General features: G+C 71.4%; 14 protein-coding genes, 1 tRNA gene and 1 other RNA gene. 8 read left to right on the top strand and 8 right to left on the bottom strand.

Translation table 11 applies throughout. The annotated features are described in order from the left end of the window. Positions 1-18: 18 nt before the first annotated feature. The 3 genes from purD to ffs form a co-directional block, all read right to left on the bottom strand. Positions 19-1281, bottom strand: coding sequence for a phosphoribosylamine--glycine ligase (gene purD, locus ACGF5O_RS17040; RefSeq protein ID WP_393810679.1), 1263 nt, complete (start codon positions 1279-1281; stop codon positions 19-21). 377 nt (positions 1282-1658) lie between these two features. Next, positions 1659-3914 (bottom strand): DNA polymerase III subunit gamma and tau, encoded by a 2256-nt coding sequence (locus tag ACGF5O_RS17045; RefSeq protein WP_393810680.1) that lies wholly within the window; start codon positions 3912-3914, stop codon positions 1659-1661. 59 nt (positions 3915-3973) lie between these two features. Further along, an RNA gene (gene ffs, locus ACGF5O_RS17050) (signal recognition particle sRNA small type) lies at positions 3974-4072 on the bottom strand. Between the two features lie 72 nt (positions 4073-4144). On the opposite strand from ffs, the gene ACGF5O_RS17055 reads away from it, so the two are divergent. From ACGF5O_RS17055 to ACGF5O_RS17070, 4 genes are all read left to right on the top strand, one after another. Continuing rightward, a tRNA-Ser gene (locus ACGF5O_RS17055) sits at positions 4145-4229 on the top strand. 294 nt (positions 4230-4523) lie between these two features. After that, the gene (locus ACGF5O_RS17060) at positions 4524-6953 is read left to right on the top strand and encodes a helicase-associated domain-containing protein (RefSeq protein WP_393810681.1); all 2430 of its coding nucleotides are present in this window, start codon (positions 4524-4526) and stop codon (positions 6951-6953) included. Between the two features lie 95 nt (positions 6954-7048). Next, positions 7049-7264, top strand: coding sequence for a type II toxin-antitoxin system VapB family antitoxin (locus ACGF5O_RS17065; protein WP_307662469.1), 216 nt, complete (start codon positions 7049-7051; stop codon positions 7262-7264). After that, complete coding sequence (locus ACGF5O_RS17070) at positions 7261-7683, top strand: PIN domain nuclease (protein WP_393810682.1); 423 nt, start codon at positions 7261-7263, stop codon at positions 7681-7683. Before ACGF5O_RS17065 ends, ACGF5O_RS17070 begins: the two co-directional genes overlap by 4 nt. 260 nt (positions 7684-7943) lie before the next feature. On the opposite strand, the gene ACGF5O_RS17075 is transcribed toward ACGF5O_RS17070, so the two are convergent. From ACGF5O_RS17075 to ACGF5O_RS17090, 4 genes are read right to left on the bottom strand one after another with little or no spacing between them, the layout of a single operon-like run. Continuing rightward, on the bottom strand, positions 7944-9059 hold the full coding sequence (locus ACGF5O_RS17075) for a tyrosine-type recombinase/integrase (protein ID WP_393810683.1): 1116 nt from the start codon (positions 9057-9059) through the stop codon (positions 7944-7946). Continuing rightward, entirely contained in the window at positions 9056-9478 is a 423-nt protein-coding gene (locus ACGF5O_RS17080) for an arsenate reductase ArsC (RefSeq protein ID WP_393810684.1), read from the bottom strand. Before ACGF5O_RS17080 ends, ACGF5O_RS17075 begins: the two co-directional genes overlap by 4 nt. Before the next feature lie 25 nt (positions 9479-9503). Then, positions 9504-10223 (bottom strand): aquaporin, encoded by a 720-nt coding sequence (locus ACGF5O_RS17085; RefSeq protein ID WP_393811081.1) that lies wholly within the window; start codon positions 10221-10223, stop codon positions 9504-9506. Positions 10224-10243: 20 nt separating this feature from the next. Then, the gene (locus ACGF5O_RS17090) at positions 10244-10624 is read right to left on the bottom strand and encodes an ArsR/SmtB family transcription factor (RefSeq protein WP_393810685.1); all 381 of its coding nucleotides are present in this window, start codon (positions 10622-10624) and stop codon (positions 10244-10246) included. Between the two features lie 79 nt (positions 10625-10703). Between ACGF5O_RS17090 and ACGF5O_RS17095 the strand changes: the two genes are divergently transcribed. Further along, positions 10704-11180 carry an ArsI/CadI family heavy metal resistance metalloenzyme gene (locus ACGF5O_RS17095; RefSeq protein ID WP_393810686.1) on the top strand — a complete coding sequence of 159 codons (477 nt, stop codon included), beginning with the start codon at positions 10704-10706 and terminating at the stop codon, positions 11178-11180. A gap of 430 nt (positions 11181-11610) precedes the next feature. Here the strand turns inward: ACGF5O_RS17095 and ACGF5O_RS17100 are convergent, their stop codons facing one another. After that, the gene (locus ACGF5O_RS17100; RefSeq protein ID WP_393810687.1) at positions 11611-12090 is read right to left on the bottom strand and encodes a DUF1877 family protein; all 480 of its coding nucleotides are present in this window, start codon (positions 12088-12090) and stop codon (positions 11611-11613) included. A 221-nt stretch (positions 12091-12311) separates the two neighbouring features. Here ACGF5O_RS17100 and ACGF5O_RS17105 point away from each other — a divergent pair, with 221 nt between their 5' ends. From ACGF5O_RS17105 to ACGF5O_RS17115, 3 genes are all read left to right on the top strand, one after another. After that, a complete protein-coding gene (locus ACGF5O_RS17105) occupies positions 12312-12944 on the top strand; it encodes an RNA polymerase sigma factor (protein WP_393810688.1) in 633 nt (210 codons plus the stop codon). An 89-nt stretch (positions 12945-13033) separates the two neighbouring features. After that, positions 13034-13750 (top strand): hypothetical protein, encoded by a 717-nt coding sequence (locus tag ACGF5O_RS17110; protein WP_393810689.1) that lies wholly within the window; start codon positions 13034-13036, stop codon positions 13748-13750. Between the two features lie 81 nt (positions 13751-13831). Then, positions 13832-14341: a DinB family protein gene (locus tag ACGF5O_RS17115; protein ID WP_393810690.1), complete on the top strand. Its 510-nt coding sequence runs from the start codon at positions 13832-13834 to the stop codon at positions 14339-14341. The last annotated feature ends 57 nt before the right edge of the window (positions 14342-14398 follow it).

Below are 14398 nucleotides of genomic sequence, written 5' to 3' on the forward strand. Positions count from 1 at the left end.
CGCTGGAAGCGAGCGGAGTCAGGCCTGCTGGACCTGCTCCGCCGCCTTCGCGGCGATGTCCGTGCGGTGCTGGGAGCCGTCGAGGCCGATCCGCGCCACCGCCGCGTACGCCCGCTCACGGGCCTGGGTCAGGTCCGCGCCGGTCGCCGTGACGGAGAGGACCCGGCCGCCGGCGCTGACGATGGCGTCGCCGGCCCGCTTCGTCCCCGCGTGCAGGACCCAGGCGTGCGGCGCGTCCTCGGCGGCGATGGCGTCGAGGCCGGTGATGGGGTCGCCGGTGCGCGGGGTGTCCGGGTAGTTGTGCGAGGCGACGACGACGGTGACGGCCGCGTCGTCGCGCCAGCGCAGCGGCGGCAGGTCGGCGAGCGTGCCGTTCGCGGCGGCGAGCAGGACACCGGCCAGCGGGGTCTTCAGGCGGGCGAGGACCACCTGGGTCTCCGGGTCGCCGAAGCGGGCGTTGAACTCGATGACCCGCACGCCGCGCGAGGTGATCGCGAGACCGGCGTAGAGCAGCCCGGAGAACGGGGTGCCGCGCCGCCGCATCTCGTCGACGGTCGGCTGCAGAACGGTCTGCAGGACCTCGTCGACGAGCTTGGGGTCGGCCCAGGGCAGCGGGGAGTAGGCGCCCATGCCGCCCGTGTTCGGCCCCTCGTCGCCGTCCAGGGCGCGCTTGAAGTCCTGCGCGGGCTGGAGCGGGAGGACCGTCTCGCCGTCGGTGATCGCGAAGAGGGAGACCTCGGGGCCGTCCAGGAACTCCTCGATGACGACGCGCTCGCAGGCGGCCGCGTGCGCCGTGGCGGCGTCGAGGTCGTCGGTGACGACGACACCCTTGCCGGCGGCGAGGCCGTCGTCCTTCACGACGTACGGCGCACCGAAGGCGTCCAGCGCCTCGGCGACCTCTTCGGCGTTTGTGCAGACGTACGAACGGGCGGTGGGGACTCCGGCCCCCGCCATCACGTCCTTGGCGAACGCCTTGGACCCCTCGATCCGCGCGGCCTCCCCGGAGGGGCCGAAGACCGGGACACCCGCGTCGCGCACGGCGTCGGCGACCCCGGCGACCAGGGGGGCCTCCGGGCCGACGACGACCAGCTCGGCGCCGAGTTCCAGGGCCAGCGCGGCCACGGCCCCGCCGTCCAGGGCATCGACCTGGCGCAGCTCGGCCACCTCGGCGATGCCGGCGTTGCCGGGGGCGCAGTACAGCGCGGTGACGTCGGGATCGAGGGACAGTGAGCGGCACAGGGCGTGTTCGCGGGCGCCGCTGCCGATGACGAGGACCTTCACGGGGGCCAGCGTAGCCGGGCGGGCCGACTGGAGGTTCCTCCAAGGGTCCTCGGCCGAGCGGCGCCCGCCTGCTGAGGTGGCCCCTCTTGGGGGGCTACCGCCCCCCAAACCCCCACTTCGGCCTGAACGGCCTCGTCCTCAAACGCCGGACGGGCTGGGGGGGTGGCTGCTGACTAAGACAGCGAACGGGCTGGACGTGGTTGCTGCCTCGGACGCCGCGCAGGCCAGGAGGCCGGTGGGAGGGGGCTTCGCTCTACCGTGCCGGATGCGTGGGGAGACCCAGGGGCGCGGGGAACTGCGCGAGCAACCCCCACCGGCCCGCAGTCGCCCGACAAGCCGCCGCCGCCCGTCTCCCAGGCGTCGGCGCCCGCCCCGCGTCACTCGTTCTGGATCTCCTCCACCACCGTCGCCCCCAGCTCCTTCACGATCAGCTCGTGGCCGGAGAGGGCCGACTCGTCGAGGTCGGGGTCGTCCTCCTCCGGGATGTCGTCCTCGGGGGACACCGGCGGCGGTTCCGGGGCGGCGGGTGCAGGGGCCGGGGCCGCTGCCCTCGGGGTGGGCGGCGGGCTCTGGACCGGGGCGGCCGCCGGAGCCTGCTGGGCGGGCGCGTGGTGGGCCGGAGCGGCGGGGGCCGCGCTGCCGTAGCCGGACGCCGCGGGCGCCCCGTAGCCGCCGGGGGCGCCGCCGCCGTACCCGGTGCCGGACGGAGCCGCGGCACCGCCACCACCACCCGTCGGGTCGACGACCGCCTCGATCCGCCACTGCACGCCGAACTGCTCGCCCAGTGCCTGCCGCAGCACGTCCTCGCTGCCGCTGCTCGCGAAGTTGTCGCGGGCGCCGGCGTTGACGAAGCCGATCTGGAGGGTGGTGCCGTCGAAACCGGTGACCTGGGCGTTCTGGCTGAGCAGGATCCAGGTGAAGCGGCGGCGGTTCTTCACCGCCTCCAGGACGTTCGGCCAGAGCACACGGGGGTCGAGGCCACCGGCAGGGGCGGCGGGCGCCGGGGCCGGAGCGGCGGCAGGGGCCGGGGAGGCCGGGGGCGGCGGGGCCTGCTGGGTCGCCGGAGCGCCGCCCGTGGCCGTGGCCGTGGGCCAGCCGCCGGGACGACGGGCGCCGCCGCCACCCGCGGGCGCCGCCGTCGGCCAGGCACCGGGCGCGGGAGCGGCCGGAGCGGCGGCGGGAGGCGGCGTGGGCGCGGCAGGCTCCGGCGTGGGCGCGGGTGCGGGCGCAGCTACCGCGGACGGGACCGGAGCGGAAGCGGGAGCCGGGGTCGGAGCGGGGGTCGGTGCCGGAGCCTGGGTCGGTGCCGGAGCGGGGGTCGGTGCCGGAGCGGAGGTCGGCGCCCCTCCCCCTCGTACGGCCGCCCGGGCCGCCGCCGGGCCTCCCCCCTGCTGCGCAGGTGCCGGAGGCTGCATGTGCGCCTCGGGTCCGGGGACGTACCCCATGGCGGGCGCGCCGCCCCCGCCCGAGAAGTTGACGCCGCGCTCCAGGCGGTCGAGCCGGGCCATCACGGACCGCTCGTCGCCGTACGCGGCCGGCAGCAGCACGCGGGCGCAGATCAGCTCCAGCTGGAGGCGCGGCGAGGTGGCGCCGCGCATCTCGGTCAGGCCCTCGTTGACGAGGTCGGCGGCGCGGCTGAGCTCGGCGGCGCCGAAGGTGCCGGCCTGGGCCTGCATCCGTTCGAGAACGTCGGCGGGGGCGTCGAACAGCCCCTTCTCCACGGCGTCCGGCACGGCGGCGAGGATCACCAGGTCCCGCAGCCGCTCCAGCAGGTCGGCGACGAAGCGGCGCGGGTCGTTGCCCCCCTCGATGATCCGGTCGACGACCTCGAACGCGGCGGCGCCGTCCCCGGTCGCGAAGGCCTCGACCACGGAGTCGAGCAGCGACCCGTCCGTGTACCCGAGGAGAGAGGTGGCCATGGCATACGTCACACCGGCCTCGGTGGCCCCGGCGAGCAGCTGGTCCATGACGGACATGGAGTCACGCACGGATCCGGCGCCGGCCCGCACGACGAGCGGGAGCACGCCGTCCTCGACGGGGATCTGCTCCTTGCCGCACACCTCGCCGAGGTACTCCCGCAGGGTGCCCGGCGGCACCAGCCGGAACGGGTAGTGGTGGGTCCGCGACCGGATGGTCCCGATGACCTTCTCGGGCTCGGTCGTGGCGAAGATGAACTTGAGATGCTCCGGCGGCTCCTCGACGACCTTGAGCAGCGCGTTGAAGCCGGCCGACGTGACCATGTGGGCCTCGTCGATGATGTAGATCTTGTAGCGGCTGGAGGCGGGCCCGAAGAAGGCCTTCTCACGCAGCTCACGGGCGTCGTCCACACCACCGTGAGAGGCCGCGTCGATCTCGATGACGTCGATGGATCCCCGGCCGTTCCTCGCCAGGTCCTGGCAGGACTGGCACTCCCCGCACGGGGTCGGGGTCGGGCCCTGCTCGCAGTTCAGGCACCGGGCGAGGATCCGCGCGCTGGTCGTCTTGCCACATCCGCGCGGGCCGCTGAACAGGTACGCGTGATTGACCCGGTTGTTCCGCAGCGCCTGCTGCAGCGGGTCGGTGACATGCTCCTGCCCGATGACCTCGGCGAACGACTCCGGGCGATAGCGGCGGTACAGCGCGAGAGACGACACGCATACGAGGTTATAGGCGCCCACTGACAACCCACCCCGCCGAAGGCTCCCGCCCGGGGAACGCAAGCGCCCCCCACGCACCCGCCAGAGCCAACCTACCCTTGCTGCCTTCCGGCCCTGGGGGAGTTCAGTCAGATAGCGCCGCGTGAGGGGCTCCGCACAGAGTACCCGACGTCAGCGGGTGAGAACGAGTTCGCAAGCACTCCTCTCGGTCATGTAATGTTCCCAGCGGAGGATTCGCCTAGAGGCCTAGGGCGCACGCTTGGAAAGCGTGTTGGGGGCAACCCCTCACGAGTTCGAATCTCGTATCCTCCGCAGCCGCCTGAACAGGCGAAACGAGGAGCCGAGCCGCAATCGCGGCTCGGCTTTTCGTCGTGCACCGGTTGCAGTTTTGGTTGCACTTATATCTGCCCATTAAGAACATTTCGGCGAGCGGGCGGCCGGATCTTCTCCTGCCGTCGTCTCGTCGGGCTGGGCCCGGCGGGGAGGCGCTGCGGGCTCTGTCTTCGTACGACATCTGCGGATCATGGAACTGCGCCATCCTTGGCGTTGGCGCCGAAGCGGCTTCGGCCCGCCTGTAGCGTTTCCTGTCTGTCGAGGTGCACCCTCATGAAGTCCCGATCGACGCTTACGACCTGGCTGAGCGAACTCGACCGTTCCCGCCTGGCACGCGTACTCGCCATGCGGAAGGACGCGGCCTCCTCTCCGGAACCACGCTCGGTGGGGGAACTGGCGGACCGTCTCCAGCGTCCGGGGTCCGTGGCACTCGTCCTGCCGCGGCTCACGCTGCCGTGCTTGCAGGTCGCCGAGGCGCTGGCCGCCCTGGGAGCACGAGCGACCCGGGAGAGCCTCGCGGAGTTGCTCGGCTCGACATCCCCGGCGGCGGTGCACGCACTGGACGCGACCCTGGAGGCGCTGTCTGATCGGGCGCTCGTGTGGCACGACGGCATCGGGGCACTCCGCATGCCTACGCCCTTGCGGCAGGCGTGGAGCTCGCCTCTGGGGCTTGACGCCCCGCTGGAAGAGCTGCTGACCGGCACCACCTCGGAGGAACTGCGCGGCATGCTGACGGTCCTGGGTATCAAGCCACCCGGCACCAAACAGCAGCGACTCGCGGCTCTGGTGGAGCACCACAGTGACGCGGAGCGGGTCGCCGCGCTGGTGGCGGGGGCACCGGCGGCCACACGGAAGTTGCTTGAGCAGAACGCCAGGTCCACGCCGCGTCAGTCGCTGTTCGTCGCGTTCGGGGCTCCTGACCCCGATCTCCGACCAGGCGCCCGGTGGGCGCTCGACCGTGGGCTTCTGCTCCAGGACCGTCACCGGTACGGGCCGGTCCGGATGCCGGTCGAGGTGGCTTTGGCCGTGCGGGGCGCCGATTGGCACGCTCCGTTCGATCCTCTGCCGCCCATCACACAGTTGGTGCCCGTCACCTCTTCGGAGGTGGAGCGGGAGGCCGCGGTGGCCGCCACCGCGTTCGCGGCCCATGCCGCCTCCGTCCTCTCGGTGTGCGCGACCGCTCCACCGACCCGGCTGAAGTCGGGCGGGATCGGCGCGCGTGAACTGGCCCGGCTCGGCAAGGCCGCCCAAGCGGACGACGCCGTCGTACGCATCGCCCTGGAGACCGCTTACGCCGCCGGACTGCTGGCTCGCGACGGCGATCGCGTACCTCCCACCGAGGCGTACGACGCCTGGGCCGAGCAGGAGCCCGCGGAACAATTCGCCGTACTGCTCCGGGCGTGGCAGGACCTGCCGCTCACTCCCTCCCAGTCGCGCGACGAGGACGGCAAGGCGCTTCCCGCACTCGCCGGTGCCCCTGACTGCGGCGGCTGTCTACAGGCCCGCCGCGGGCTGCTCACCGCGGCGGCGGGGCTTCCGGCCGGACAGGGCGTGAAGGTCGCTTCAGAGCTGGGGCCGCTCGTGGCCTGGCACCGTCCGCTAGCCGACGACGCCTCGACCCAGGACACAGCACCGTTCAGCACCGTGATCCGCGAAGGCGAACTGCTGGGCGTGCTGGCACGGGGTGCGCTGTCTCCGCTCGGTGCCCACCTGGCGGCCCACGCCGACGAAGAGCTCAACAGCACGGCCCGACGGCTGCTGCCCCCGGCGACCACGATGGCCCGGATCGGCGCCGACCTCACCGCCGTCGTCACCGGCACCCCGTCCGCGCGACTCGCGGCGCTGCTGGATTCGGTGGCCGACCGGGAGACCAGTGGCACGGCGTCCGTATGGCGCTTCAGCGGCAGCAGTATCCGCCGGGCCCTGGACGCCGGCCGTACCTTGGACGACATCACAGCCGACCTGGCAGCCGGTTCCGCCACGGTCCTGCCGCAGCCGCTGACCTATCTCATCGCCGACACCGCACGAGGCCACGGACGGGTGCGCATCGCCCCCGCGGCCTGTGTCATCCACGGCGACGAACCCGCGCTCCTGGCCGAGCTCGCCGCCCACCGCGCCCTGTCGAAGCTCGCCCTGCGGCAGCTCGCCCCGACGGTCCTGGTCAGCGGCAGCCCACCCGCGACGGCTCTGGCCGCACTCCGCGCCGCGGGCTACGCCCCGGTCGCCGAGACCGCCGGGGGAACGGTACGCATCGAGAAGCGCCTGGCCCAGAGGGCTGCGGCTGCCGTCCCGCCCCCGCGAAGGAACGTCGGGCGGCGCGGCCCCGGGACCACCGCTGCCCGCGCCTCGGGCCTGCCCGCGGACGCCGGGATGGGTGCCCTGGCCGACCGGCTGCTCAAGGCCCCGCCGCACTCACCGGAACCCGATCCGTTCGGCAGTGGGGTGCCGTTCGCGACGGACACAGAGGAGATCGTCGCCGGATACGCGAAGCACCTGTCGTACAGCGACGTACGCCAGGTCGCCCATGCCATCGACACGGGTGCGGCCATCACGGTCGAGTACATCGCCACGTCGGGCAACCGGACCGTACGCACCCTCAGCAACCTGGAACTCGACCCGCCGTACCTCGACGCCTGGTGCCACCTGCGTGAAGCGGAACGCGTTTTCACTCTCTCCCGCATCCATGGCGTGATGCCCGCGTAGGACTCGGCGGCCAAGGCTGGATGCCCGGGTGCGTCACCTTGCGAGCACCTCACGAGATATACTTGCCCCCATATTTGATATCAGGGAGGCGCTAAATGAGTCGGACGGTTATCGACCTGGACGACGACCTGGTCGCGGACGTGGCGAAGGCCCTCGGGACGAGCACCAAGAAGGAGACGGTCAACACCGCTCTTCGCGAGGTGCTGGAGAGTAGGCGTCGCGCCCTGGCTCTCGCCCGGCTGCGGGCCTCGGCCGGGGACGGCGCATTCGATCTGGAGCTGTTCGAGAACAAGGGGAACTACCGCCGGTGAACGCGGCTCAGTTCCTGATCGACACCAGCGCGCTCGCTCGGTTCATGCGCGAGGACGCGGAGCAGTACGGCTGGGACCAGGCGGCAGCCGCCGGGCTCATCGCCACCTGCCCGATCACCGAGCTTGAGTTCTTCTACAGCGCCCGGTCGGCCGCCGACAGGGCGCGTGGCATCGAGGACATGCGACTGGTCTTCGGTTGGGTTCCCGTCGACGACCGCGCCTACGACCGCGCCTGGCAGGTCCAAGAAGCTCTCACCAAACAGGGAAAGCATCGCAGTGCGGGTGCGGTGGATCTCGTCGTCGCCGCGACGGCCGAGTTGCAAGGGCTCACCCTCCTGCACCGCGACCACGACTTCGCCTGCATCGCGGCGGTGACCGGTCAGGCTCTCCAGTGGTACGGCCCGGAGAGAGGCAAATAGACGGGCGCTGGTTGCAGTTCTGGTTGCATTCACCTCCGTACAGCAGCGTTCAGGAGCCCTGCCCGCCACAGTCGCACCGCAGGTCAGAACGCTCCCGCACACCCCTGTACCCCCAGAGGAACATTTGGAAAGCGTGTTGGGGGCAACCCCTCACGAGTTCGAATCTCGTATCCTCCGCCATTGCTCTCACCGGGCAATACGTCGAAGGGCCCCACTGTTCGCAGTGGGGCCCTTCGACGTTCTCCGTCTCAGTTTCCGTCTCAGTTCGTTTCCGGGAGCTCCCAAAGAGCGTCGCCGACCTGCTGCGCGACCTTGCGGAGCATGGTCCCCGTCACGTGCATGTACCGAGCCCGCATCCGAGCCGCTCCCCCAGGCTCCCAACCCATGATCGAGTCGATCACGACATCCGGGACGCCGAGGATCAGAAGGACGGTCGCGGCGGTGTGGCGCGCATCATGAAGACGGCCGTCTCGTACGCCGGCGTCCCGGAGAAGCCTCTTCCAGACATGGAAGTCGGTGTTGGGGCTCAGCGGTCCGCCGACCGGCGAGGCGAAGACGTACCCCTTGCCCTCCCAGTCGGCACCGGCCGCGACCCGCTCCCCCTCCTGGGATTCCTGGTGCTGGCGGAGAATCTTGATCAGCGGATCGGGCAGGCCGATGGTGCGCCGGCCCGCGCGGGACTTGGTGGACTTGTGCTCGCGGCGGGTCTGCTCCCGCTTCGGGCAGTAGCCCGCCTTCCGGCCGCAGGGTTCGCCGCCGCAACCGTGCGCGTACTTCGGCCGGAGCCGGTTCTTGCGGATGCGGGCATACCCCGCGTCGAGGTCGACGTCTTCCCAGTGCAGACCGAGCGCCTCACCTTGGCGAAGGCCGAGCGCCAGGGCTACGACCCACCGCGCACTGTTGCGGAGCTTGGCCGCCTCGACGAGGAGGCTCTGTACCTCCTCGATCGTGTACGGCTCGATGTCCTCCTCTTCCAGGCGGGGAGCCTTGGCGATCTCAGCCGCGTTGGCGACGACGTGCCCGCGTCGGACCGCTTCGCCGAGGGCGACCCGAATCGTGCGGTGCGCGTGATGAGCGGTGCCGGCGGAGCTCCCGGAGGCCTGCATCTTCCGATAGAAGCGCTCCAGGTGCTCCGGCTCCAGGCGGTCAAGTTTGTGAGCGCCGAGGCCAGGCACGAGATGAACGCGCACGTCGACCTCGTAACCGTCGTACGTGTTCTCGGAAACGTACGGCTTGGCGATGTTCTCGACCCAGTGCTCAAGCCAGGCTTGGAGCGTCCAGCTCTGCCCCGGCTTCCTGAGCTTCCTGTCGTCCCGCGCCCGCTCGGCGTGCTCGGGGCTCATCGCCGCGATGCGAGCGGCGGTCGCGGCGCTCAAGCCTGGCTTGCCGGGGTGATCTCGTCGATCAGGCCGCGGATGCGCTTTTCGATCTCGTCGCGGATCGGACGTACGGCATCGACGCCTTGTCCGGCCGGGTCCTGGAGTTCCCAGTCGAGGTAGCGCTTGCCGGGGAACACGGGGCAGGTGTCGCCGCAGCCCATCGTGATAACCACGTCCGAGGCCTGTACAGCTTCGGCTGTGAGCACTTTGGGGACCTCGGCGGATATGTCGATGCCGACCTCTGCCATGGCTTCGACGACGGCCGGGTTGACCGTCGAGGCGGGCGCCGAACCAGCGGAGCGCACCTGTACGCGTTCGCCGGCGAGGTGGGTGAGGAACGCGGCGGCCATCTGCGAGCGACCGGCGTTGTGAACGCAGACGAACAGGACGGACGGCTTTTCAACGGGCGACGTCATGGCGGGTGCGTCTTTCTGGCGGAGGTCAGGGGAGTGCGGGGGCGGTGAGGTCGGATTCGCCCTGGAGGCCGGCATGGACGGCCGCTGCGGGTGCCGAGCGACCGAATACCGCGAGCACCAGGCCCAGCCCCAGCGCGGCGCCCACCAGCTGGGCCGCGATGAACGGGCCGAGGGAGCCGGGGGCGATTCCGGCGAAAGTGTCGGTGAAGGCCCGGCCGATGGTGACGGCGGGGTTCGCGAACGAGGTGGAGGACGTGAACCAGTACGCGGCGCCGATGTACGAGGCCACGGCCACGGGGCCGAAACGGGCGTTACCCGTGCGGGCCAGGCCGAAGACGAGCAGGACGAGCCCGGCGGTCGCGACGACCTCACCCAACCACAGATGCCCGGCAAAGCGGTCGTGGGTGGACCACTGCGCGAGCGGTCTGCCGAACATTGCATCGGCCAGGATCGCGCCCGCGGCAGCTCCCGCGATCTGCGCCGGAATGTACGCGGCGACCTCCCGTCCAGCCGGTCCGTCACCGGTGCAGCTCCCGTAGACCCAGGCGGCGAGGGTGACAGCGGGGTTGAAGTGGGCGCCGGAGACTGGCCCCAGGAGCAGGATCAGCACGCCCAGGCCGAAGACCGTGGCCAGTGAGTTGGCAAGCAGCTGCACGCCCACGTCATGGGTTAGCTCAGTGGCCTGGATACCGGAGCCGACGACCACTGCGACCAGGGCCGCCGTGCCAACGAACTCCGCGACCATCCGGCGGCCCAGCGGCACGCTCACGCGGTCGTCTCAGCAGCCTGCGACGTCTTCAAGAAGGCGGCGAGCCGTTCGAGGGTGGCGGGCAGCGCCCAGTAGTACACCCACGTACCGCGCCGCTCGCAGTCGATCAGACCGGCTTGCCGCAGCAGCTTGAGATGGTGCGAGATCGTCGGCTGGGACAGGTCGAAGGCAGGAGTCAGGTCACAGACACAGACCTCACCGCCCGCCCGAGAAGCGATCATCGACAACAGCCGCAGGCGCACGGGATCGCCTAGCGCCTTGAACAGCTTCGCCAGCTCGGCCGCCTGGTCCTCGTCCAACGGCGCGGTCGCCAGACCTGGGCAGCACGCACCGCCCTCGTCGCTCTGGCCGAGAACCACAAGCTCTTGATTCGACATACTTCTATGTTGACATCCTTCGATGCAACTCACAAGCTTACATCGAAGGATATCAATGCAAGCCGATGGGAGACCCGCTATGTCCCGTGCTCAGCTCGCCCTGCATGTCAGCGACCTGGAAGCGTCGATCACCTTCTACTCGAAACTGTTCGGCACCGAACCGGCCAAGCGGCGCGAGGGCTACGCCAACTTCGCCATCGCCGAACCACCGCTCAAGCTCGTCCTGATCCAGGGTGAGCCCGGCGAGGAGACCCGCCTGGACCACCTCGGCATCGAAGTCGAGTCCACCAACCAGGTCAACGCCGCCACCACACGACTGAAGGACGCCGGCCTGGCCACGTTCGAGGAAAACGACACCTCCTGCTGCTACGCCATCCAGGACAAGGTGTGGGTGCACGGTCCCGGCAAGGAGCCGTGGGAGGTCTACGTGGTCAAGGCCGACGCCGACACGCTTGGCAAGAGCGCCGATCCCAACACCCCAAGCGACGGTTGCTGCACCAGCCAGGCCACCAAGGACGAGGGCCCGAAAGCCGCGGGATGCGCCTGCGGCCAGTGATTCGAACGGCCTGGTCAGAGGGTGCCTGTCCGTCTCAGTTTCCGTCTCATTCAGCAACGGCCGTCACCGTTCACGAGGGTGCAGCTGCCAACTCACGCTGAGGACTCGGACGTGCGTGAACGCAGGTGAGCGGCCTGGCACCAAGCCCGACAGACCACCACCACAGTTGGAAAGCGTGTTGGGGGCAACCCCTCACGAGTTCGAATCTCGTATCCTCCGCCGGATCAGAGGGCCGGACCATGAAAATGGTCCGGCCCTCTGGCATTCGCCGGTCTCGGTCACGGTTTCCGTCGCGGTTTGCGTCTCAGTCGGCCTCCGCGGGATGACGTCACCGTGCCGCACGCGTCCCGCCCCCGTCCTGGCCGACGACCGACATGGCCGTCCGCACGGACAGAGCACGAGCGGCCGGAGCTGTTGCGCCTCGCGCCCCTCATGCCTCGGTCGGCCACTTCACCACCGCGTCGCCGTGCTCGGCCGTGTGGGCGTAGAACGCCGTCAGTTCCTGGTGTGCCTCGGCGAACACCCGGCGTGCCTCGGGCTCCGCGCTCTCGCCTCCGTAGCGGGGCAGCAGGGTGTCCCGGGCGGTGTCCCAGAGCTCGTCGAAGTCGGCGGTCGCCAGGAACCCGGCCACCCCGCGGGTCCGGGCGGCCGTCAGCACCAGCAGCGGCGGTCCGTGCCGGTCGGCGCGGAACACGGGGCGCCCGCCGAGCACCACGTCCGGGCCGTGCGGGGACGCACCGGCGTAGATGCACTCCTGGTCCGGGCGGCACTGGTCCAGCGCATCCTCGCAGTGCCGCCCCGGCGGGGGCAGGACGGGCTCGGCGGTGCTGGTGAAGAGCCGTTCGAACCAGGTCGGGCTGTTGCGCAGGGCAGGGGCCGGAACCGCTCGCAGACGGAGGTACGCGCTCATGCAAGAAGGAGCGCACGGGGGAGCGGAAGTATCACCCCCCCAACCGCAACCGCCACCGCCACCGCCGCAACCGCCACCGCCACCGCCATCACCACCGCGCGCTCGCGGGATGTTGTGACACTTCCGTGAGTCCGCACGCTGGTCACGATGGGGCCGTCGACGCGACCGGAGCGCGGCGGACGGCGTGGACTCGGCTGTGATCGGTGCGAACGAGGGCAATCTTGGGCCAGGTACGGCAACCCCGGCGCGTACACGAGTACGACGGGGATCTGGGCGCTGCGGTCGCGCGGGCCCAGGAGGGCGACGAGGCCGCCTTCGCGGTCGCCTACCGGATCGTGCAGCCGAACCTGCTGGGCTACCTCCGCGGGATCGTCGGCGACGACGCCGAGGACGTGGCGTCCGACGCCTGGCTGGAGATAGCCCGCGACATCGGCCGCTTCAAGGGCGACGGGGCCGGCTTCCGCGGCTGGACCGCGACCATCGCAAGGCACCGGGCGCTGGACCATCTGCGGCGCCGCCGCGTGCGGCCCCAGGCGGCCGGGACCGACCTGGAGGTGCTGGACCTGGCCGGCCCGCACAACACCCCCGAGCAGGCCCTGGAGTCGATCTCCACCGAGCGGGCCCTGGAACTGGTCCGCGGACTCCCGCGGGACCAGGCCGAGGCCGTACTGCTGCGGGTCGTCGTCGGCCTGGACGGTCCCGCCGCCGCACGCGTGCTGGGCAAGCGCCCGGGAGCGGTGCGCACCGCGACTCACCGCGGCCTGAAACGCCTCGCCCGTCAGCTGGGCATCGGCGGTGAAGCGGAGCAGGGTGTGACGGATGGGGCTTCCCGCACGCTTGGGGAGTCGACATGAACAACGTCGGTGGCGGTGGTCGGCGGAGAGGCACCGGGCTCGGCAGACCGAACGAAGACGGAACGGCCGGACAGGGAACGGAAACGGACATGAGCGAGCGGCTGAGCGGCGGCGGAGCACCGGGCCGTCGGCGTGCGCAGACCGGCGACGCCCTGTCCGGCCCTGCGGACGCGGGCGACGCCGACGTGCTGGAGTCGGTCCTCGCGACCGCCATCCGCGCCGACGGTCTCGCCCCCGACGCGGAGCAGCGGGCCGTGGCCGCCTTCCGGGCCGCCCACTCCGCGGGAGTGCAACCGGCACGCACCCGACGCCGGGACGACTGGCGGCGGCCGGCGGAGAAGCGGCGGTCCCGCCGTCCGTTGAAGGTGACGTTCGGCGTGGTGTTCGCGGGGCTCGCCCTGGGCGGTGTGGCGGTCGCGGCCGTCGGCTCCTCCACCGACGGCACCGGCACCGGTCGGGGCACCGCGCGCCCGTCGGCCGTCGCCCCGGAACGGCCGGGCGACGCCGGCTCGTCGCCGTCCTCGTCCGCCGGCGGCGGACGGCCCACGGACCGGCCCGCCAACGCCCAGGACACCGCGGCCCACTGCCGCGCCTACGAACAGGTCCAGGGCCGTGGCAAGGCCCTCGACTCGACGGCCTGGCAGCGGCTCGTCACGGCCGCCGGGGGCGAGGACAGGGTCGCCGCCTACTGCTCCGAGCAGCTGACCGGCACCGGCAAGTCCGCCAAGGGCACCGCGGACCCCGCCAAGAGCACCCCCGGGAACGGCCGGGCGAACGGCGGCCAGGGCAACGGCAAGGACAAATAGGCGGGGGAACCGCCCGGTGGATGGCGCAGGATGGAGCGGCACGGCGTACGGCATGAGCGAGACGGACGAGGAGTACGGCCAGTGACCAGCGACGACCGCACGGGACCGCCCAGCTTCGGCAGTGAACGCGACATGCTGCGGGCCTTCCTCGACTACCACCGGGCGACCCTCGCCATGAAGTGCGAAGGGCTCACCGACGAGGAGCTGCGGCAGCGGTCCATGCCGCCGTCGACGCTGTCGCTGCTCGGTCTGGTGCGGCACATGGCGGAGGTGGAACGCGCCTGGTTCCGCCGGGTGTTCGAGGACAAGGACGCGCCCATGGTGTGGTCCGACGAGATCGACTTCCAGGCGGCGTACGACGCGAGCCGGTCGACCAGGGCAGAGGCGTTCACGGCCTGGGAGGCCGAGGTGGAGACCTCGCGCCGTATCGAGCGCGCGTCCGACTCCCTGGACCGGGCCGGGTACCAGCCGAGGTGGGAGGAGGAGGTGTCGCTGCGGATGGTGATGCTGCACGTGCTGCTGGAGTACGGCCGCCACAACGGGCACGCCGACTTCCTGCGCGAGGGCGTCGACGGGACCGTGGGCGCCTGAACGCGCCCGCGCGGTCCGGCCCGGCGGGGGCGGGGACCGACGCGGCGGGGGCGGGGA

Origin of the sequence: Streptomyces sp. NPDC048291 (genome assembly GCF_043201715.1) — a bacterium.
Lineage (GTDB): Bacteria > Actinomycetota > Actinomycetes > Streptomycetales > Streptomycetaceae > Streptomyces.

Bases quoted from the DNA above. Each gene is read 5' to 3' on its own strand.
- ACGF5O_RS17060 (WP_393810681.1), top strand. From the start codon at position 4,524: ATGAAGTCCCGATCGACGCTTACGACCTGGCTGAGCGAACTCGACCGT.
- ACGF5O_RS17065 (WP_307662469.1), top strand. From the start codon at position 7,049: ATGAGTCGGACGGTTATCGACCTGGACGACGACCTGGTCGCGGACGTG.
- ACGF5O_RS17080 (WP_393810684.1), bottom strand. From the start codon at position 9,478: ATGACGTCGCCCGTTGAAAAGCCGTCCGTCCTGTTCGTCTGCGTTCAC.
- ACGF5O_RS17085 (WP_393811081.1), bottom strand. From the start codon at position 10,223: ATGGTCGCGGAGTTCGTTGGCACGGCGGCCCTGGTCGCAGTGGTCGTC.
- ACGF5O_RS17090 (WP_393810685.1), bottom strand. From the start codon at position 10,624: ATGTCGAATCAAGAGCTTGTGGTTCTCGGCCAGAGCGACGAGGGCGGT.
- ACGF5O_RS17095 (WP_393810686.1), top strand. From the start codon at position 10,704: ATGTCCCGTGCTCAGCTCGCCCTGCATGTCAGCGACCTGGAAGCGTCG.
- ACGF5O_RS17100 (WP_393810687.1), bottom strand. From the start codon at position 12,090: ATGAGCGCGTACCTCCGTCTGCGAGCGGTTCCGGCCCCTGCCCTGCGC.
- ACGF5O_RS17110 (WP_393810689.1), top strand. From the start codon at position 13,034: ATGAGCGAGCGGCTGAGCGGCGGCGGAGCACCGGGCCGTCGGCGTGCG.